Origin of the sequence: Xanthomonas sp. LF06-19, from assembly GCF_034105425.1 — a bacterium.
GTDB lineage: Bacteria > Pseudomonadota > Gammaproteobacteria > Xanthomonadales > Xanthomonadaceae > Xanthomonas_A > Xanthomonas_A sontii.
The window spans coordinates 89,877-109,486 of record NZ_JAXGGH010000010.1 but is presented as its reverse complement, the minus strand read 5'-3'; the positions used below and the strand labels follow the sequence as shown (position 1 = coordinate 109,486).

General features: G+C 71.5%; 12 protein-coding genes and 1 pseudogene. 2 read left to right on the top strand and 11 right to left on the bottom strand.

The features are described from left to right. Positions 1 to 562: 562 nt before the first annotated feature. Positions 563 to 1,741, top strand: coding sequence for a benzoate/H(+) symporter BenE family transporter (locus tag SLW55_RS18630; RefSeq protein WP_295929006.1), 1,179 nt, complete (start codon positions 563 to 565; stop codon positions 1,739 to 1,741). Positions 1,742 to 1,762: 21 nt separating this feature from the next. Here SLW55_RS18630 and bphP read toward each other — a convergent pair whose 3' ends face one another. From bphP to SLW55_RS18605, 5 genes are all read right to left on the bottom strand, one after another. Beyond that, positions 1,763 to 3,667, bottom strand: coding sequence for a bacteriophytochrome BphP (gene bphP / locus SLW55_RS18625; RefSeq protein ID WP_267112390.1), 1,905 nt, complete (start codon positions 3,665 to 3,667; stop codon positions 1,763 to 1,765). Then, a complete protein-coding gene (locus SLW55_RS18620) occupies positions 3,664 to 4,263 on the bottom strand; it encodes a biliverdin-producing heme oxygenase (protein WP_295911578.1) in 600 nt (199 codons plus the stop codon). Before SLW55_RS18620 ends, bphP begins: the two co-directional genes overlap by 4 nt. Positions 4,264 to 4,420: 157 nt before the next feature. Continuing rightward, positions 4,421 to 5,671 carry a TCR/Tet family MFS transporter gene (locus SLW55_RS18615; RefSeq protein ID WP_209248015.1) on the bottom strand — a complete coding sequence of 417 codons (1,251 nt, stop codon included), beginning with the start codon at positions 5,669 to 5,671 and terminating at the stop codon, positions 4,421 to 4,423. Between the two features lie 831 nt (positions 5,672 to 6,502). Then, positions 6,503 to 8,782 carry a lytic murein transglycosylase gene (locus tag SLW55_RS18610; RefSeq protein ID WP_320745536.1) on the bottom strand — a complete coding sequence of 760 codons (2,280 nt, stop codon included), beginning with the start codon at positions 8,780 to 8,782 and terminating at the stop codon, positions 6,503 to 6,505. A 270-nt stretch (positions 8,783 to 9,052) separates the two neighbouring features. Then, positions 9,053 to 9,445: a YchJ family metal-binding protein gene (locus SLW55_RS18605; RefSeq protein WP_320745535.1), complete on the bottom strand. Its 393-nt coding sequence runs from the start codon at positions 9,443 to 9,445 to the stop codon at positions 9,053 to 9,055. A gap of 96 nt (positions 9,446 to 9,541) precedes the next feature. Here SLW55_RS18605 and SLW55_RS18600 point away from each other — a divergent pair, with 96 nt between their 5' ends. Then, entirely contained in the window at positions 9,542 to 10,315 is a 774-nt protein-coding gene (locus tag SLW55_RS18600; protein ID WP_017912277.1) for a TSUP family transporter, read from the top strand. Positions 10,316 to 10,409: 94 nt separating this feature from the next. Here SLW55_RS18600 and SLW55_RS18595 read toward each other — a convergent pair whose 3' ends face one another. The 6 genes and pseudogenes from SLW55_RS18595 to SLW55_RS18570 all read right to left on the bottom strand — a co-directional run. Further along, positions 10,410 to 14,234, bottom strand: coding sequence for an SbcC/MukB-like Walker B domain-containing protein (locus tag SLW55_RS18595; RefSeq protein ID WP_320745534.1), 3,825 nt, complete (start codon positions 14,232 to 14,234; stop codon positions 10,410 to 10,412). Positions 14,235 to 14,329: 95 nt separating this feature from the next. Further along, positions 14,330 to 15,019: a DUF4194 domain-containing protein gene (locus SLW55_RS18590; protein ID WP_152237057.1), complete on the bottom strand. Its 690-nt coding sequence runs from the start codon at positions 15,017 to 15,019 to the stop codon at positions 14,330 to 14,332. Further along, positions 15,006 to 16,475: a DUF3375 domain-containing protein gene (locus SLW55_RS18585; RefSeq protein WP_267124212.1), complete on the bottom strand. Its 1,470-nt coding sequence runs from the start codon at positions 16,473 to 16,475 to the stop codon at positions 15,006 to 15,008. Before SLW55_RS18585 ends, SLW55_RS18590 begins: the two co-directional genes overlap by 14 nt. Before the next feature lie 31 nt (positions 16,476 to 16,506). After that, on the bottom strand, positions 16,507 to 17,106 hold the full coding sequence (gene folE / locus SLW55_RS18580; protein WP_152237055.1) for a GTP cyclohydrolase I FolE: 600 nt from the start codon (positions 17,104 to 17,106) through the stop codon (positions 16,507 to 16,509). A 166-nt stretch (positions 17,107 to 17,272) separates the two neighbouring features. After that, positions 17,273 to 18,622 (bottom strand): MFS transporter, encoded by a 1,350-nt coding sequence (locus SLW55_RS18575; RefSeq protein ID WP_320745533.1) that lies wholly within the window; start codon positions 18,620 to 18,622, stop codon positions 17,273 to 17,275. A gap of 115 nt (positions 18,623 to 18,737) precedes the next feature. Beyond that, positions 18,738 to 19,282, bottom strand: a pseudogene (locus tag SLW55_RS18570) (DUF1905 domain-containing protein); the annotation flags it as partial. Positions 19,283 to 19,610 lie beyond the last annotated feature (328 nt).

Genomic DNA, 19,610 nt, shown 5'->3' with positions numbered 1-19,610 from the left:
TCCTCACAAGTTACCTGCGCACACTGTCAAAGAACCTCGGGGCCGGCCTCAGCGCCTTTCCCTTTTTCGCCCCGACGTTTCCGTCCGAGTGAGCCGCCCATTATAGCGGACTTTTTGTTTCCGTCAACACCTCATTTCGAGGCGGTTGACGCTGGTTCGTCTTCAAACCCGAGGGCTTTTCGTCGAACCGAGCCGCCCATCATAGCGGCTTTTTTCTTGCCGTCAACACCTTTTTGATCAGGTGGTTGACGCCGCTTCTTCTTCCAAACCCGAAGGCTTTTCCTCGAAGCGAGCCGGCCATATTAGCCGACTTTTTCACGCTGTCAACACCCGATGTTCGCTAGGTGTTTCCGCTCCCGCCTGCCTCTGTCGCGCCGAAGCTCGGCAGTTGCGTAGCGGGCCGCGCAGTTTAATGGCACCGAAAAAAAGGTCAACCGTTTTTTTGCGCGCCCTTGCAGCGCTGCGTGCTGCCACGCTCTCCTCTCTATTGGTAAGGGGGCGGCACAGCCGATCGCCGGCGTTTGCCCGAGAATGCAGGCTGCGCTCCACCATGGAACTCCGCATGACCGCTGCTGCCCGCGCGCTCTGGCGCGACGCTTCGCTGCCCGCGCTGATCGCCGGCTTCGTCACCGTGCTGGTCGGCTTCACCAGTTCGGCGGCGATCGTGTTCGAGGCTGCGCGCAGCGTCGGCGCCTCGCAGGCACAGATCGCGTCCTGGATGTGGGCGTTGGGGCTGGGCATGGGCCTGACCTGCATCGGGCTGTCGCTGCGCTACCGGATGCCGGTGGTCACCGCCTGGTCCACGCCCGGCGCGGCCTTGCTGATCGGCAGCGGTGGCGGACTGCCGCTGTCCGATGCGATCGGCGCCTTCGTGGTGGTGGCGGTGTTGTCTGCACTCGCCGGGTTTTCCGGCCTGTTCGAACGCCTGCTGCGGCGCATTCCGCTGTCGCTGGCCTCGGCGATGCTGGCCGGCGTGTTGCTGCGCTTCGGCCTGGACGTGTTCGTGGCGATGCAGCACCAACTGGCCATGGCCCTGGCGATGTTCGCCACCTATCTGCTCGGGCGCCGCACCTTCCCGCGCTATGCGGTGATCGCCACCCTGCTGGTCGGCATCGCCGTGGCCGCGGGCAGCGGCACGCTGCACCTGGAGGCGGCGCGGTTGCGCCTGGCGCAGCCGGTGCTGGTGTGGCCGACGCTGTCGTGGCAGGCGCTGTTCGGGATCGCGCTGCCGCTGTTCGTGGTGACGATGACCTCGCAGAACCTACCCGGAGTGGCAGCGATCCGCGCGTCCGGCTATGCGGTGCCGATCTCGCCGACCATCGGCTGGATCGGCGTGGTCAACACGCTGCTGGCGCCGTTCGGCGCCTACGGGCTGAACCTGGCGGCGATCACCGCGGCGATCTGCATGGGCCGCGAGGCGCAGGAGGATCCGCAGCGGCGCTACATGGCCGCGGTGTTCGCCGGGGTCTTCTATCTGCTGATCGGCGTGTTCGGCGCCACCGTGGCCGCACTGTTCGCGGCCTTTCCGCGGGAGCTGGTGATGGCCATCGCCGGCATCGCGCTGTTCGGCACCATCGGCAACAGCCTGGCCTCGGCGCTGCGCGAGGAACATGAGCGCGAGCCGGCGCTGATCGCGTTCCTGGTCACCGCGTCGGGACTGTCGCTGTTCGGTATCGGCGCGGCGCTGTGGGGCCTGCTGGCCGGTGCGGCGACGCTGGCGCTGTGGCGGCGCAGCCGCTGAGGCCGCGCCGCCGCACCGGACTCAGCGCGGGTCGCGCAACTGCAGCAGCCAGTGGCTGGGCACGCCGGAGTGATCGGGCAGCGGTTCGAAATCGAACTGGCGGTGCACGGCCGTGGTGCCGTCCACGCGCAGCGGCAGGGTGACGTAGGCGGCCCGTCCCTGCCGCAGCAGCGTGTCGATGCGCTGTGTCTCCGCCAGCACCGCCTCGCTGGCATACAGGCGCTCCAGGTCGCAGCCGATCAATTCTGCGACCTCGCGCTCGTACAGGGCGGCAAAGGCCTCGTTGACGAAGGCCAGGCGGCTGCGCCGCGCGCCCTCGCCGCGCTCGACGATCGCCACCGGCTCGCGCAGCCGCGACAGCGAGGCCTCCAACAGGGCGAAATCCTGCTGGAAGCGCTTGCGCTCCATCAGTTCGATCAGCACCCGCAGACTGCGTGCCGATTCCAGGCTGATCGGCGACCAGGGCCGTGCGCGGCCACGCACAGTCTCCTGCCACAGGTCGAAGCTCTTGCGCGGCGACAGCCGCGAGCCGGCGATGTCCTGCAGCTTGGCCAACTGCGGATTGCCCGCCCAGTTGACCGTGCGTACCTGTTCGCGGCGGGTCCACAGCAGGGCGCTACGCGCCTGCGGCATCAGCGGCACGAAGATGAAGCCGGCCGCCAGCGGGGCCAGATCGGCCAGCGCCGGGAAGGTCTCGCCGATCTGGTCCGAGTGCAGCGCGCCGACCGCGTCGTGGCGCAGCGCTTCGTGATGGGTGGACTCTATCTGCTCGCGGATCCGCGCCAGGTCCTCGGTGGCCGGCAGCATGCCGTGGCGGGTGACGTGGTCGCCATGGAACACCGCCACGCCGTCGGCATCGACCACGTCGAGCAGGTCCGAGGCCATCTCGTCGAGCATCGACGCGGTCAGCATCTCGGCGTCGTTGAAGTTGGTGATCAGCTTCTCGCGCACGGTCAGCAGCACCGACTCGGTGCGCGCGCGCGCCACCGCGGTGATCGCGCCGATGCGCCCGGCCAATGCACGGCTCAATGCATCGGCGACGTCGCGCATCTCGTGGTTGCAGAAATACGGGCGGTAGTGATGGCAGGCGATCAGCCCCCACAGCGCGTCGTTGACCACGATCGAGGCCACCAGGGTGGCGGTGACGCCCATGTTGGCCAGGTATTCCAGGTGCACCGGCGAGACGCTGCGCAGGCTGACGTCGCTCAGGTCCACCGGCGCGCGCAGGCGCGGATGCAGGGTGGGCTGGATCGGCGAGGGCACGTAGCCGACGTTGGCGATCTGGCGCACGCGGTTGCGCAGGTACAGCGCGCGGGCCTGCGCCGGAATGTCGCTTGCCGGATAGTGCAGGCCGAGATACGGCTCCAGTTCCGCCGCTCGCGCCTCGGCGACCACGTCGCCGTTCCAGTCGTCGTCGAAGCGGTAGATCATCACCCGGTCGTAGCCGATCAGGCTGCGCAGGCTCTTGGCGGCGCGTTGGCAGGCCTCCTCGATGCTGTGGTCGGCCTCCAGCCGGCGCAGCACCGGCAGCGCTTCGCGCAGGGTGGCATCGGCCAGCGGCGCGTCGCGTGGCTCCAGTTCCAGCAACCACTGCTCCGGATACAGATGCCAGGCGCCGACCCAGCGCTGCGTGGCGGCCGCGTCCTTGAACCCCACTTCGACATAGGCCAGGTCGCTGCGCTCGGCCGCGTCGGGCAACAGACGCGTGCGCGGATCCTCCAGCACGAGCAGGGCGTCGTAGCGCTGTCCGAGCAGTTCGTCCAGCGGCCGGCCGAACAGGTCGGCGGCACTGGCGCTGGCCTGGACGACGCGCCCGTCCTGCGGCTCGATCACCAGCAGCACGCCGTGCGGCTGCACCGAGCCGGGGATATGGATCGGCTCGCGTGCGCAGGCGTCCATGTCCAGGGGCACGACGATGTCGCTCATGCGGCGATCTCCAGGGCGAAGTGGGTATGGAAGTGCGCGAACATGGCGCGGGCGCCGTCGACCGCGGCCTGCTGCAGCGGCGCGCTCGGCAAGGCCCGCTCCAGGCGCTGCTGGAAGTGTCGCCAGGCGGCCGGGTCGGCATGGCCGAGTTCGAAATAGGACAGGGCCGGCGCGGCGGTGGGCAGGGTCTGCCGCAGGTGCCGGGCGATCACCCGGCCGCCCAGGCGCGAGCCTTCGACCACGTAGAGCATGCCCCAACGCGCGCCGACGTCGACGGCCGGCGGCAGCGGCTGCGGCGCTGGCGGCGTTGCCTGCAGGGCATGCAGATCCTGCGCCAGCAGCGGGGTGCGCGGCTGGTACTGCCACTGCGCATCGCCGCAGTCGCGCAGCCAGGCCGCTTCGCGCTGTTCCCAGCCGGCCAGCACCGCGTGATGGCGACGCAGCACCTGCACGTAGGCGGACAGCGACAGCGCCGGGTCCATCAGCGCGCGCATCGCCGGCAGGTCTTCCACCGCCTGGTGCTGCTGCGCAGTGGCCTCGCGCAGCAGGCGCGCAGCGGTCAACGGCAGGGCGGTTCCGTCGGGAGGGGACATCATGCAGGCGACTGGTACAGCAGCCGGCCGGCCGCGACGAAAGAGAGGACACAGCGTAACAATCGCGACCGCGCGGTGCCAGGCGAGGCAGCGCGGGAGCCGCGACGCCCATCCCAGCAAGCTGAGCCGTTCACGCCGGCCGCGCCGCCTGCGCCGCACCTCAGCCGGCGGCCACCCCGGCAGCCGGCACTCGCGCACGGCGCCAGGCCACGATCCAGCCGCCGCCCAGCAGCAGCGCCGCCAGCAGCCATGGCACGCCCGGGAAGTGCAGCAGCGCATGCGGGCCGATGAAGGCCGCGAACACCCATGCGTACAGCAACGGCCCGATCACCCCGGCCAGGCTGACCAGGCTCATCAGCGCGCCCTGGATGCGCCCCTGCGCATCGGCGCCGACGTGGCGGGTGACGATCGCCTGCGCCGCCGGCCCGGCCACCGCCCACAGCGCGCTGATCGGCACGCCGAGCAGGAACAGCGCGCCGCTGCCGGCGACGCTGTAGATGGCGAAACCGATCACGCCGCAGCCCAGGCCGAACAGCAGCGCGCCGCGCTCGCCGAAGCGCCGCACCACCCGCGCCACCAGCACGGCGTTGACCACGATGCTGCACACGCCGACCAGGGCCAGCACCCAGCTGACCTGTTTCGGGCCCCAGCCGAAGCGGTAATCGGCGAACAGCACGAAGATGCTCGGGTAGACGTAGTGCGCCAGGTTGGCCAGGAAGATCACCGCGGCCAGCGCGAACACCTGCGGATAGCGCTGCAGCAGGCGCAGCGCGCCGAACGGATTGGCATGGGCCCAGTCCACGCGCGCGGTGCGCCGTTCCGGGGCCAGCGATTCGGGCAGCACCCACAGGCCGTAGAGGAAGTTGAGCAGGGCCAGCCCAGCGGCGAACCAGAACGGCGCGCGCAGGTGCAGGCTGCCGAGCCAGCCGCCCAGCAGCGGACCGACCACGAAACCGACGCCGAACGCGGCGCCGATGATGCCGTAGGCCTGGGCGCGCTTGTCGGCCGGGGTGATGTCGGCGATGTAGGCGTTGGCCGAGGTGAAGCTGGCCGAGAACACGCCGGAGACCATGCGCGCCAGCAGCAGCACCGGCAGGCTCTGCGCCAGCGCCATCACCATGAAGTCCACGCCCAGCCCCAGGCACGAGGCCAGGATCACCGGGCGCCGGCCGTAGCGGTCGGACAATGCGCCCTGCAGCGGCGAGCTGACGAACTGCAGCGCGGCGAACAGGAAGCCGAACCAGCCGACCCAGCGGGCCGCGGCAGCGAAGTCCCCGCCGGTGAAGCCGCGTACCAGCGTGGGCAGCACCGGGATGATGACGCCGAAGGACAGCACGTCGATCAGCAGCGTGACGAAGATGAAGGCGACCGCGGCGCGGCGTGAGCGGACAGCGGGAGTCGGAGCGTGCACGGCAGGCCTCCTGGCGGACGCGGCAGTGTAATCGGCGTACCTGGTCATCGGCGCACCCGTGGGTGTGGGAGGTGGCCGATTTGAACGGGCGGCGTGCCTGCGACACCGTGGTGGCTCGGCTGGCCGTCGCGGGAGCGCTTGCACCGCGACCGGTGGGGTCATGGCGTCGGGACTGAAGTCCCTCCCACAGAAGCATCGGGGTTGGCCAATTGCGGGTCAGGGCTCGACCCTTTCTGCACCAGCGGCGCAGCCAGGCCGCTTGCCGTAGGGGAGGTTTCAACCGCGACCTGAGGGACCGAGGTGTCGGGACTGAAGTCCCTCCCACAGAAGCATCGGGGGTTGGCCAATTGCGGGTCAGGGCTCGACCCTTTCTGCACCAGCGGCGCAGCCAGGCTGCTCGTCGCAGGAGCGGTTTCAACCGCGACCTGAGGGACCGAGGCGTCGGGACTGAAGTCCCTCCCACAGAAGCGTCCGGGCTTGCTGATTGCGACTCGAAGCCCAAGCCCCCTTCCTGCACCAGCGGCGCAGCCAGGCCGCTTGTCGCAGGAGCGGTTTCAACCGCGACCTGAGGGACCGAGGCGTCGGGACTGAAGTCCCTCCCACAACAGGGTCGAGGCTTGGCGGATTGTGTCGGAACCGAGGTGCTCTACACCGAGCGACTCCCCTCTCCCGTCGGGAGAGGGGTCGGGGGTGAGGGTACGGCGGAGGCAGCGGCGCCACTCATGCCACCAAGGCGCGGCGGCGCAGCAGTGACGGCCGGACCGTCACCAATGCCGACTGCCGGGCCGCAACACGTGTTGCCGCCGTCCGGCCGGGGTCACTCGGCCGGGGTCACAACGCCGCGACAGAGATCGTCTGCTGCAGCACGTGCTGGGCGCCCGGGGCCAGTTCGATCACCTCGGGTCCGGCGTTGGCCGCTTCCAGGCACACGAACTGGCGCCAGTGCGGGCCGACGTCGGCCATCTTCTGTGCGCCGGCCTCGCCCGGGTTCCAGGCCACCAGCGTGCGGCTGCCGGTGGTGGCGATCTCGATGCGGCGCTGCAGGCCCGGGTCCAGCAGGGTGTAGCGGCCGCCGGCGCCGGTGTAGATGCGGTCGCTGCGGCCGGGGTCGCGCGGATCCTGCAGGCTCCAGTCGCCGTGCTGGCGATGCGGTGTGGCGTAGTTCTCGAACTTGTCCAGGTACTCCAGGCCGTCCAGGCCCTGCACCCGCACCTGGGTAGCGTCGGCGACGCGGAAGTAGTTGTGCAGCGCCTGGGTGAAGCGGGCGGGCGCGGTGCCGACATTGTCGGTGACCAGGCGCTGCTCCAGGGTGGCGCCGATGCGCAACTGCATGCGCAGGCGCAGCGGCAGGTCGTCGAAGTCGGGCGGCGCCAGGGTCAGCACCAGCGTGCCGTCGGCCTCGCGCCGCGCGTCCTTCAGTTGCCAGGGTACGGTGCGCACGAAGCCGTGCGCGGGTACGGCGTCGCTCTGGCCCTGGCGGCCGAAGTACGGCCAGCACACCGGGGTGCCGCCGCGGATCGGGGTCGGCGTGGGCTGCGCGTCCGGCGACAGCCACAGCGCGTCGGTGCCGCCCTTGGGCACGAACGACAGCACCTGGCCGCCGAACAGGCTGATCGCGGCGGTGGACTGCGGGGTCTCCACCAGCAGCGAGGGATAGCCGTGGAAATCGCCTGTGCTCAGGCCGGGGACGTCGGACATGGGGTGGATGCTCCGTGGCGCGGGGGATTGGGCGAAGGCCGGGTAGGCGGCCGGCAGCCGGAATGCGGTGGGCGGCGTGCCGCCGAACGGCGTCTTTGTAGGTGTAGGTGTAGGTGCCGGTGCTGGCGACGATGCCGGTGCAGGCGATTGCGGCGGCGTGGCCGGTGTCGGCACGGGCGTCGCAGGCGCGCTGCCGGCCTCGCGGCGCAGCGCATCGAGGATGCGTTGCCCGGCGCGACCGTCCGCCGGCTGCAGGCCCAGGCGTTGCTGCTCGGCCTGGATCGCACGGCGGGTGGCGGTGCCGATGGCGCCGTCGGCCTGGCCGATGGCGTGGCCGCGCGCCAGCAGCAGGGTCTGCAATTCGCGCCGCTCGGGGCGGCCCAGGCCCGGATCGTCGGTCGGCCAGGCCGCGACCAGCCCGGGCTTGCCGCGCAGCCGGTCGGACAGCAGCGCGATCGCCAGCGCATAGCTTTCGGCGGCGTTGTAGGCGTAGATCGCGTCGTAGTTGCGGAACACCAGGAACGCCGGGCCATGCACGCCGGCCGGGATCAGCACCGCTGCCGGCGTCTGCGCGGCCAGCGCCGGCAGCGCGCCGCCGGCGGCGGCGGTGAGGCCACGCGCGCGCCAGTCCGACAGCGGCCGGCGCTGGGTGCGCCCGGCCAGCGCCGGGTCGAAGCCCGCCGGCAGCTTCACCTCCAGCCCCCACGGCTGGCCGCTCTGCCAGCCGGCGAGCTTGAGATAGTTGGCGGTGGAGGCCAGCGCATCGGGAATGCTGGCGACCAGGTCGCGGCGGCCGTCGCCATCGCCGTCCACGGCGACGCGGGCGTAGGTGCTTGGCATGAACTGGGTATGGCCGAAGGCGCCGGCCCAGGACCCGGTCAGGCCTTCGGGGCGCAGGTCGCCGGCCTGCAGCAGCTTCAGCAGCGCGAACAGTTCGCTGCGGAAGAACGGCTGGCGGCGGCCTTCGCAGGACAGGGTCAGCAGCGACACCAGCAGCGGACGCTTGCCGGAGATGCGGCCGTAGTCGCTCTCCACGCCCCACACCGCGACCACCGTCTCCGGGTCGACACCGTACTGCTGCGCCACCTGCGCGAGCAGGTCGCGATGCGCGGCGAGCATGGCGCGACCATCGTCGATGCGCTGGCTGTCGACCAGGCCGGCCAGGTAGTCCCAGATCGGCGTGGTGAACTCGGGCTGGGCGTCGAGCAGCGGCAGCACGCTCGGGTCCGGCTGCAGACCGGCGGTGAAGCGGTCGAAGGACGCCTCGGCGACACCCGCCTTCGCCGCAGCCGTGCGCAGGCCGGTCACGCAGCTGGCGAAGGCCGGATCGGGCGCGGACGGCGCCGCCGCGGGCGGGGTCTGCGCGAGCGCGCACGGGGCCGCCAGCAGCAGGATCCAGGCCAAACGCATCATCGAAACTTCCTCGCCGACGGCAGGGCCGACATCATAAACAACCGCCGCGTGTGCGCTCCGCTCACGCGGCGCGGGCGGCCGGCACGCGACCGGCAGCGCGTTCCGAGCGTGGCCTGGTTGGCGGATCGCGCGGCACGACGTCGCGGCCGCGACACGCATGGCGTTCCGGCCACTGCGGCATTCCGTTCGAAGCGCCAGAGGGCCAACGCTTGCCCCGCCAACGAACGGCGGTGTGCAGGCGTGCGCCCCGTCGGCGCGACGCGCGCCGGCTCAGTCCAGCGCGTCGAGGTAGTACCAGCGCCCATCCTCGCGCACGAAGCGGCTGTGCTCGGTCATGCGCACGGCGCTGCTGCCGCCGATGCGATAGCGCGCCAGGAAGGCGACCTCGGCGCTGTCGGCGCCGGTCTGCAGCACGCGCTGCACGGTGAGGCCGAGCCACGCCGTGCGTGGATCGATCTCCACCTGCGGCGGACAGGTCGACGGATGCCAGCTCGCGCGCAGGTAATCGGCGTCCTGGCGCACGTAGGCGCTGTAGCGGGAGCGCATCAAGGATTCGGCATCCGGCGCAGGGGTGCCGGCGTGGTACGGCCCGCAGCACTGCGCGTACTCGCGCGGACGGCCGCAGGGGCAGGGATCGGCAAGGCGCGGGGCGGACGGAGACATGCGCCGATTGTGCCGGCTGCGGCGACACGGCGCACGCCGCGCACGCGTCGCGGCCGGTGGCGGCTATGCTTGCGGCCCCTTGCGCGGAGCGCCGGCGTGCTCGAGTCGATCCCCACCGAACTGCCCTGGCTGCTGTGCATCGCCTTCGTCGCCGGGCTGGTGGACGCGGCGGTGGGCGGCGGCGGCCTGATCCAGTTGCCCGGGCTGTTCGCGACCTTGCCGCAACAGGCGCCTGCGGTGATCCTGGGCACCAACAAGTTCAGTTCCATGGCCGGCACCGGCACCGCCGCCTGGCGCTATGCGCGCCACGTGCGCCTGCCGTGGCGGCCGGTGCTGTATGCGACCGCCGCCGCGTTCGTGTTCGCCTTCCTCGGCGCCACGGCGGTGAGCCTGCTGCCGAAACAGGCGGTGCGCCCGCTGATCCTGGTGCTGCTGATCGCGATGCTGGGCTACACGCTGGTCAAGAAGGACTTCGGCGCGTTGCACCGCCCGCGCCACATCGGCCGCCGCGAATTGGCGATCGCGCTGGCGATCGGCGCGGCGATCGGGTTCTACGACGGCTTCTTCGGGCCGGGCACCGGCAGCTTCCTGATCTTCCTGTTCATCCGCTTCTTCGGTCTGGATTTCCTGCGCGCCTCGGCCGCGTCGAAGGTGGTGAACCTGGCCACCAACCTGGCCGCGCTGTGCTTCTTCGTGCCCAGCGGCAAGATCCTGCTGGCCGCGGCGGTGCCGATGGCCGTGGCCAACGTGGCCGGCGCGGTGACCGGCACCCGGCTGGCGCTGCGCGGCGGCACGCCGTTGATCCGGCAGTTGTTCCTGGTGCTGGTGGTGGTGCTGATCGGCAAGATGGGCTGGGATCTGCTGCACTGAGCGCAGTGCGCGGTACCGTGTGGTTGCCGCGTGCCATCCCTCCCAACGATGGTGCAGCGCGCGGCCGATCGGCACGCGCGACCGCAAGTGCCGCTCAGTGGCCGCGGCGCTTGCCGCTCGCAGGCGCCGTCTTGGCTGCTGCAGCCTTGGCCGGCTTCGCAGGTTTGCTGCCTGTGCCTGCTTTCACCGGCTTCGCCGACGCCGACCGCGCGGCTGGCCGCGTTGCCGCGGACGCAGCTGCCGCAGCCGCGGTGGACGTGCGTGGCGCCTTCGCCGAGGTGGCCATGGCCGAGGACGGCGCGGCACGCGTGCCGGCGCGTTTGCCCGGCGCCGCTGGCGACGCCTTGCGCGGGGTCGACTTGGCGCCATTGCCGCGGCCATCGCGCGCCTTGGCGGAGGCACGCGCCGGCGTGGCAACGGTGTCTGCCACAGTCGCTGCGCCGGGCTCGGCGATGGTGGCCGCTGCGTCCGCGGCCGGCGGTGGCAGATCGGCGCCAGCCTGTTCCACCGCCACGCCGGATTCCACCGCAGGCGTCGCCGCCTCGTTGCGGCTGCGCTCGGGCAGCTTCAACCGGTGCGCCTGCTCGTCGTATTCGATCAGCAGCACGCCGGAGTTGTGGCGGCCGCTGATCTCGACGAAGCAGGCGCCGCCGATGAACGGCTCCAGCGTCATCACCGACTTCAGCGGCGTGGCCACCACCATCTGGAAGCCGAAGTTCTCGAAGATGTTCATCGCCAGCGCGGTGAACTCGTTGTCGGCCTTGTCGAAGGCCTCGTCCAGCACCACTGCGGCATAGCGCGGCAGTTCGCCGTCCTCGCCGCCGAGCTGGTAGCGCAGCGCCGCGGCCAGGCAGGTGGTGGCCAGCTTCTGGCGCTGGCCGCCGGACTTGCCGGCGCCGCTGCGGTAGATCTCCACCTGCGCACGGCTGTCCGCGTCCAGTTCCACGCCGACGAACTCCACGTGCTGGCGCACGTCCAGCACCTGCTCGCGCCAGCGCCGCAGCTCCGGCTCCTGCGCACCGAGCCGCTGCACCAGGCCGCGCAGCATGGCGAACTGCGCCTCGGCCAACGCACGATCCTCAGTCTGCTGATGGCCGAGCACGGCGCGCAACTGTTGCTGGAACTCCTGCACCTCGAGCAGGCGCCGGTCGCTGACCTCGATGGTCAGCAGGGTGCCGCGGTTGAACGGCACCTGTTCCAGGCTGGCGTTGACCTCGTCCATGCGCTGCTTGATCGCCTTGTGCGCTTCGGCGGTGTAGCGCTGCAGGGCCAGCAGGTTGTTCTTGCTCTGGGTCTGCAGCAGGTCGAAGAAGCGGCCTTCGTGGCGCGGCAGGCCGTCGCTCTCCAGGCGCTGCAGGCGCGCCAGGAAGTCGTCGGCGCTGGCCAGGCTGACGGTGAAGTCGCCGCTGTCCTCCGGCCACTGCTGGCAGTAGCGGCGGAAGCAGTCCAGCACCTGCTGGCTCAGCCGCGCGTCCTGCGCCTGGCTCTGCGCCAGCTGTTCGCCGAGCCCGCGCTCGACGCTGCGCAGATGCGCTTCCAGGTTGTCCAGGCTCAGCGGCGGCAGCGCGGCCAGCCGCGCGTCCAGCCCTGCGACCTGCGCCGGGCCGATCACCGCGGTGGCCACGCGTGCGGCGCAGGTCTCGCGCTGCGCTTCCAGGCGCGCGCGCTCGCGGCTCACCTGCGCGCGCTCCAGGCGCACGTCCTCGTAGGTACGGCGCGCCTGGTCGCGGCGCGCGCGGACGGTGGCGATCTGCTCGCCCAGCGCGCGCAGCGCGGTGTCGCCCTCGCGCAACTGCAGCAACTGCTCGGCGATGTCGCTCAGGCGCTGCAGCTTGGGCGCCACGTCGATCTCGTCCCACTCGCGCTCGGCCAGGGTGTGCGCGGCCAGTTGCCGGCCCTGGTCCTGCTCGCGCTGCTTGCGCAGAGCGGCGACGTCGGCATCGCAGGCGGCGATGCGCTGCGCCAGGGTCTGCCCCTCGCGCTCGTAGACCTTGAGCTTGTCGCGGTTGTCGTAGCCGAGCAGCCAGCGCTTGCGGTCGCCGACGGCGTGGCGGTCGTCCTTCTCGTAACGGTCGCCCGGATGCTTGACCTGGCCTTCGCGGGTGATCGCGCGCTCGGCGTCGCGCAACTGCGCCACGGTATCCACGCAGGCGTAGTCGAAGCGCCGGGCCAGCTCCTGGCGCAGCCACGGCGCATAGGCATGGTCGCGCAGCTGCAGCTTGCGCAGCAGCGACCTGGCGTCGGGCTCGCGGTGCTGCAGCGGCGCGTTGTGGCGCACCCGGAAGTACACCAGGCGGGTGCCGAGCTGGGTCTTGTTGACCCAGTCGGCGACGCTGGCGTAGTGGCGTTCGTCGACCAGCAGCGACTGCGCGAAGCCGTGCAGCACGCGCTCGATGGCGCCACGCCAGGCCGCCTGGTCCGCCTCCACCTGCACCAGCTCGCCGACGAACGGCAGGGCGGCTTCGGACAGGCCGGTCTCGGCGCACAGCCGCGCGCGCAGCGCCTGCATCGGCGCGGGAATGCTCGAGGGCGCCTTCAGCAGCGCCTCGATCTCGGTGCGGATCACCGCGAAACGGCGTTCGTCCTCGCGGCGCTCGGCCATGCGTTCGGCGATCGCCTCGTCCAGGCTGCTGGCCTCGCCGGCGACGCCGTCGCGCAGCGCACGCGCCTGCGCCACCTGTTCGGCGAAGCCGCTGGCGCTGCCGGCCAGGCCCATGCCGAGCTGGCGGCAGGCCTGTTCGACCTGGCTGCGGCGGCGCATGCGCTCGTCGCGCTCGCGCTCGACGCGGCCGCGTTCGCGCTCCAGCGCCTCGACCTGCTCGCCGCCCTGCGCGCGCTGCTGCGTCTCCAGCTCGGCCAGGGTCTGCTCGTGGTTGTCCAGCGCTTCGCGGCGCTGCCCTTCCTCGCCGGCCAGGCCGCGGTCCTGCGTGTCCAGTTCCTGCAGGCGCGCGTCCAGCAGGCCCAGGCGGCGCTGCTCGCGGTAGCCGTCGATGCCCAGCTGCAGTTCGCGCAGCTCGCCGACGCTGTGGCGCAGCGCCAGCAGCTCGGCGTGGTAGTCGCGCGCCGGGGTCAGGGTTTCCACCTGGCGCCGCGCGGTCACCACCGCGTGGTGCGCGCCGTCGAGTTCGGCGAAGTCCTCGACCAGGCGGTCGGCGGCCTCGAAGGTGCGCGGCTCGTCGAGCATGAAGCTGCGCAGGAAGGCGTTGAGGTCGCCCAGGTTCTTCGCCGACTGGGTCTTGTGCAGCAGCCGCAGCGCCATCTCGTTGCCGATGCCGAGCAGGTGGCGGAAGCGCTCGGCGTAGCCGGCGAAGCTGTCGAAGTGGTGCACGTCCTCGCCCAGGCGCAGCTTGAGCCGGCGCAGGTCCAGGTCGAAGCCGTCCAGTTCGGCGGCCACGTCGAAGCCGCGCGGCACCACCATGTAGTGCTTGCGCACGTCGGCCGCGGCGGTGCCGCTGCCGGCGATCCAGAACAGCCGCACCAGGCTCACCGCCTGACCCTGCGCGTTGCGGTACTCCAGCGCCAGCGCCGACCAGGTCGCGCCCTTGCGCAGGTACTGGGTGGCGATCTCGCCGGAGGCGCTGTCCTGCTGGTCGGCCCAGGCGCCGCGCACGTAGGACACCAGGCTGCGGTCGCGGCCGCTGCGCTCGGCCTCGCGCGCGGCGGCGTTGAAATCGACGATGCTCGGCGGCGTCAGCAGCGCCGACATCGCATCGAGCAGGGTCGACTTGCCCGAACCGGAGCGGCCGACGAACAGGAAGCCCTTCTCGGCGATCGGCACGTCGGTCAGGCCGTTGAAGGTGCCCCAGTTGTGCACCTGCAGCCGGCGCATGCGGTACTGCTGCGCGCGTTGCTCGGCCAGGGTCTCGGCGAACAGGGACGGGGCGACGGGGACGGTGGACGATTCGGACAGGGACGTCATCGGAAACTCATCGGAAAACGGGGACGGCCGCCACGGCGGCCGGCGCACGGTGCAAAGCGGGCGCTAGGCGTGCGCGACGTGCGGGCGCGGGCCGGTCACGGCGCCGCCTCGGCCACGCCGTCGCGCAGGCCGCGATAGGCCGCCGACAGCGCCTGCACGTCCTCGGCCGAGAACAGCAGCTTCAGCGCCGGCGAGACTTCGTAGCGGTCCTCGCTGCCGCGCAGCTTGGACAGCAGGTGGTTGTCGCGCATCTTGGCGATCGCCGCCAGCACCCGCCGGGCGAAACCGGCGCGATCGGTGGAGACGTTCTTCTCGTACACCGACAGCACCTCCAGCAGCTGCGCCTCGTCGACCACCGCGCGCTCGCCACGGGTGTCGGCCTCGGCCAGTTGCTGGCGCAGGAACAGCAGCAGCACCGACTCGATGAAGGTCAGCGGCGCGGTGCGCAGCAACGCCGGGGTCTCCAGCTCGCCGGTATCGGCCTGGCGCGCGAACGCCACGCCGCCATCGCGGTCCAGCACCAGCTCCAGGAACAGCTCGCTCAGCACGCGGCGGACCGCGGCCTCGTGGCGCAGCAATGCCTGCCACAGCGGGCCGTGCCGGTAGGCATCGACGCTGGGGCCGGACAGCAGCTGGCACAGCGCGCGCCGCGCCTCCAGCGGCAGGCTGCCGCTGTCGCCGGCGAACAGCGCGGTGCCGCCATCGGCCGCAGCGGACGTGGCGGCGGCCGCGGCGACATCGCCGGCATCGGCGTCGTGGCCATGGAATTCGTCAGACCAGCTCATTGCGTTTTTCCTTGGTGAACCACACCAGCGGGATGCGCGCGCGCCGGACCTGGCCGTCGCCGCCCTCCCATTGCACCGCTTCCCATTCGCCGTCGACCACCACGCCATGGCGGGTGCCCAGCGCCAGGTAGCCGATCACGCTGCCCAGGCCCTGCGCCGCCGGGCGCTGCCGCAGCGCCTCGCCGATGCTCAGTTGCGGCTGCCGGCCGAGCAGGTCGTGCAGGTCGTTGCGCAGGCCGCGCAGGTCGATCTCCGACTGCGCCACCAGGTCGCCGACGCTGTCCAGCGAGATCGTCGCCGCCTCGGCCGCCTGCACCCGCCCGTCCACCAGCTGGCTGCGCGGGTCGTGCAGGCGCCACTGCGACGGCGAGCGCAGCCGCGCGCTGCTCAGCGGCAGCACGTAGCCGGTGGCCGCGGTGGCATGCAGCTGGTCGCGCAACTGCAGCGCCTCGCCCTGCGCCTGCTTCAGCAGCTGGTTGAGCCGGCGCTGTTCCAGGTAGCCGCGGCTCTGCACGAAGCCGCGCAGGCTGCGCGCGAAATGCTGCATCACCTCGTGCACCTGGCCGCCGCGCTCGAGCAGGGTGCCGGTGAGCCCGCGCAGGAAGGCGCGTTCGTGGCGGTCCAGGCGGCGGGCGAAGCCGCGCGCCAGCAGCGCCTCCAGCGCCGCATCCAGCTGCACGCTCTGCTCGGCATCGTTGAGCAGGCTCCAGAACGCCTGGAACGTGCGCCCGGCCTCGCTCTCGCCGATCACGTCGATGCCGGCGAACAGCTTCTCCAGCACGTCGCCGCGCGCGCCCTCGTCGTCGATGATGCGCTCGCGGAACTCGCGGTTGAGCCGTTCGAAATCGTCGCGGACGCGGCGGAAATCCTCGGTCAGGTCGTCGGACAGGCGGATGATGTCGCGGGTGCGTTCCAGCGCGCGCTTGCCGTCCAGCGCCGCCAGCTTGCCGGCGGCCACGCGCTCGATCTCCGCGTCCAGGCGCTCGCGCTCGGCGCGCAGCGCAGCCAGGCGCGCGTCCGGATCGGTCTCGGTCTGCCCGGCCAGTTGCACCAGCTGCTGGATCACCAGCGACAGCCGGCTCTCGGTGGCCACGCTGGCGCTGTCGCGCACGCCGGCGATGAAGCGGATCGCCTGCGCCGCCTGCCGCGACAGTTCGTATTCTTCCTGCGCATCGCCTTCGGGCAGGCGCCGTTCCAGCCAGCCCTGCGCCAGCCAGTGCGCCACGTAGGCCTGCGCGGTGCGCGGCAGTTCGCGCGAGAGTTCGTCGTCCTTCAGCGCATCGAGCTGGCGCTGCAGGCGCTCGTGCAGCACGTCGGCCGGCAGCCGCCGCTGGGCGTCGCCGAGCAGGGTCTGCAGCAGGCCGATCAGCTCCGGGGCATGGTCGGCGGCGAGCAGCTTCCACAACGGCTGTTCGCGCAACTGGCGGTAGCCGGCGATCCGGACATGCGGCTTCATGCAGGAACCGACCGCCACCGCATCCGCAGACTCAGCGCACGCGCTCGATGAAGCGCAGGAACTCGGCGCGGGTGCGCGCGTCCTCGCGGAAGGTGCCGAGCATCTTCGAGGTGACCATGCTGACGCCGCGCTTGTGGATGCCGCGGGTGGTCATGCACTCGTGCGCGCCTTCCACCACCACGCCCACGCCCAGCGGCTGCAGCACGTCCTGGATGCACTGGGCGATCTGCGCGGTCATCTTCTCCTGCACCTGGAAGCGCCGCGCATAGGCCTCGACCACGCGCGCCAGCTTGCTGATGCCCACCACCTTGCCGCGCGGCAGGTAGCCGACGTGGACCTTGCCGATGATCGGCGCCATGTGGTGTTCGCAATGGCTTTCGTATTCGATGTCGCGCAGCACGATCAGCTCGTCGTAGCCGGCCACTTCCTCGAAGGTGCGCAGCAGGTAGGCGCGCGGATCGGCGCGGTAGCCGCTGAACCAGTCGCCATAGGCCTCGGCCACGCGCCGCGGGGTGTCCAGCAGACCCTCGCGGGTAGGGTCCTCGCCGGCCCAGCGCAGCAGGGTGCGCACTGCGTCTTCGGCCTGCGCCTGGGTCACCGGGGGAGTGGAGCTGTTGTCTGAATCGGCCATGGGGGAACGCCCGTGAGGGGGCTGCATGGTACCCGAGTCGCCTCGCCGCCGTCGCATGCGCGGCACCGACGCGGCGGGGCGAGCCGGCCGACGCGGGGCGCGCGTTCAGCGTCCGCCTGCCCCGCGCCCTGGCCACATGCCCATCGCCCAGGCGGGCCCGCGCCGGTCAGCGCCGGCGCGCGTGCATCTCGTCCTCGTGGTCGAGCCAGTTGGACCCCTTGTTGGTCAGGAAGAACATGTACACCACCAGCGACACCGCGATCACCGCCGTGGCGTACCAGACGAAGGTGGTGACGTGGCCGGTCTTCAGCGAGGCCTGGTACAGCAGCGGCGCGGTGCCGCCGAAGGCCGAATTGGCCAGCGCATAGCCCAGACCCACGCCCAGCGCGCGGATGTGGGTGGGAAACAGCTCGGCCTTCACCACCGCGTTGATCGAGGTGTAGCCGGTGAGGATGACGAAGCCGGCGGTGAGGATGGCGAAGGCGCTCAGCCAGTCGCTCTGCCTGGGCAGCTCCAGCACCAGGAACCAGGTGTAGAGCACGCCGCCGATGCCGAAGAACACCAGCAGGGTCTTGCGCCCGATCAGGTCCGACAGCCAGCCGCCGATCGGCTGCATCAGCATCAGCACGATCAGCGCGGCCAGGTTGATGATGGTGCCGGCCATGACGTCGTCGCCGGCGAAGGCGGTCTGGATCATCTTCGGCCCGGTCACCGAGTAGGTGTAGAACGCCACGGTGCCGCCGGCGGTGATCAGGAAGCACAGCAGCAGCGGGCGCCATTGGTGCACGAACAGCTCGCGCAGCGAGCCGGAGGACCTGTCCTTGCCCTGCTTGGCCGCGGCGATGGACTCGGAGGTCAGCGACTCGTCCATCGTGCGCCGCAGCCAGAACACCACCAGCGCGCCGATGCCGCCCAGGCCGAAGGCCACGCGCCAGCCCCATTCGGAAATCTGGCCCTTGTCGAAGAAGTGCAGCATCCCGAACAGCACCGCCTGCGCCAGCACGTGGCCGCCGACCAGGGTGACGTAGTGGAAGGAGGACAGGAAGCCGCGCCGCCCCGGGATCGCCGCCTCGGACATGTAGGTGGCGCTGGTGCCGTACTCGCCGCCGGTGGCGAAACCCTGCAGCAGGCGCGCCAGCAGCAGCACCACCGCCGCGGCGCCGCCGATGCTGGCCACGGTGGGCGTCACCGCGATCAGGAACGAACAGGCCGCCATCACCGACACCGACACGGTCAGCGCCAGGCGGCGGCCGTAGCGGTCGGCGAAGCGGCCGAAGTACCAGGCGCCGATCGGGCGCATCAGGAAGGTCACCGCGAAGATCGCCCACACGTAGAGGGTGGCGTTCTTGTCCTCCTTGGAGAAGAACTGCGATTCGAAGTAGGTGGCGAACACCGAGTAGACGTAGACGTCGTACCACTCCACCAGGTTGCCGGCCGAGCCCTTGAGCGTGTTGGACACCGAGCGGCGCAGGCTGCCCGGTGCGGCGGCGGCGGACGAAGAGGTGGATGCACTCATTCAGTGGGCCTCATGGATGGACGTCACGGAGTATAGGCAGGCGCTTGCGAGGATCCTGTCGCGATGGCGGCCCTGTCCGGCACAGGCGCGCGCGCCATCGTGCGCATTGCGCTTGCGGCGCGGCGAAGGCCTTGCTGTACACGCCCGCGCGATCGAAGCAGCAGACCCAGCGCTTTCCCGCGGCGCTTGCCCGCGGCGGGCAGGGCGCAGGTGCTGGCGATGCGCACGCCCGGCGTCTGCGCCTGCTTGCCCGAGCCGATCCAGAAGATCCGGCGGCGACGCGGCACCGCGGGCGGCGTGTCCCGGGCGGCGCGCGCGGGCGGATGCGCGGACAGCGCGCGGGCCAGGTCGTCGGGCAGCACCGGTTCCGGTTCCACCGCCACCGGCGCGATCTCCAGGGCCACCGTGGTGCCGACGACGGCGGCCGCGCGCACCGCCTCCTGCCCCCGCACCCGGTGGCCACCTCGCCCATCCGGCGGCAGCGTGGCCTGCAACGGATGCCCGGCGAACCGGCCCTCCACGCTGACCAGGCCGGCCGCGCGTGGGCAGGGCGGCGCTCGCCGCCGCGGGCAGCGGCAGGAACCCCCAGGACGCGTCCGGCGGCGAAGCCGGACGCAGCAAGCTCGCCGGTGCGCGGATCGGGTCGCTGCCACGGGCCATGCGCGGAGCTTGGCACCGGCCGCGGGCGGGGCCATGCTGCGCCTGCGCGGCGACGGCGGCGGCGCGGCGCGCTGCGGCCGTGCCGGTCACCGCACGCCACGCGCCGCCTGACCAGGCCAGCGGCCATCGCCGCTGCAGACCGGCATCGCGTCACGTTCCCCACACTGCGCAGCTGCCCCCAGGGCCCGATCCCTTCAGTTCGACAGGCCATCGCCGCTATCCATGCGCCGGCCCGGGGGACCCGCGCCATGCGCGCGTCACGCAGGCGCAGGCAACCTGCCTGCCCGTCCGCCGTCACCCACCGTCGATCCCTCTTTCCTTCCCTCAG

Excerpts from the sequence above, each read along its gene's own strand:
- folE (WP_152237055.1), bottom strand. The coding sequence starts at position 17,106 with ATGGCCGATTCAGACAACAGCTCCACTCCCCCGGTGACCCAGGCGCAG.
- SLW55_RS18575 (WP_320745533.1), bottom strand. The coding sequence starts at position 18,622 with ATGAGTGCATCCACCTCTTCGTCCGCCGCCGCCGCACCGGGCAGCCTG.
- bphP (WP_267112390.1), bottom strand. The coding sequence starts at position 3,667 with ATGAGCGACATCGTCGTGCCCCTGGACATGGACGCCTGCGCACGCGAG.
- SLW55_RS18590 (WP_152237057.1), bottom strand. The coding sequence starts at position 15,019 with ATGAGCTGGTCTGACGAATTCCATGGCCACGACGCCGATGCCGGCGAT.
- SLW55_RS18610 (WP_320745536.1), bottom strand. The coding sequence starts at position 8,782 with ATGATGCGTTTGGCCTGGATCCTGCTGCTGGCGGCCCCGTGCGCGCTC.
- SLW55_RS18605 (WP_320745535.1), bottom strand. The coding sequence starts at position 9,445 with ATGTCTCCGTCCGCCCCGCGCCTTGCCGATCCCTGCCCCTGCGGCCGT.
- SLW55_RS18585 (WP_267124212.1), bottom strand. The coding sequence starts at position 16,475 with ATGAAGCCGCATGTCCGGATCGCCGGCTACCGCCAGTTGCGCGAACAG.
- SLW55_RS18595 (WP_320745534.1), bottom strand. The coding sequence starts at position 14,234 with ATGACGTCCCTGTCCGAATCGTCCACCGTCCCCGTCGCCCCGTCCCTG.
- SLW55_RS18630 (WP_295929006.1), top strand. The coding sequence starts at position 563 with ATGACCGCTGCTGCCCGCGCGCTCTGGCGCGACGCTTCGCTGCCCGCG.
- SLW55_RS18620 (WP_295911578.1), bottom strand. The coding sequence starts at position 4,263 with ATGATGTCCCCTCCCGACGGAACCGCCCTGCCGTTGACCGCTGCGCGC.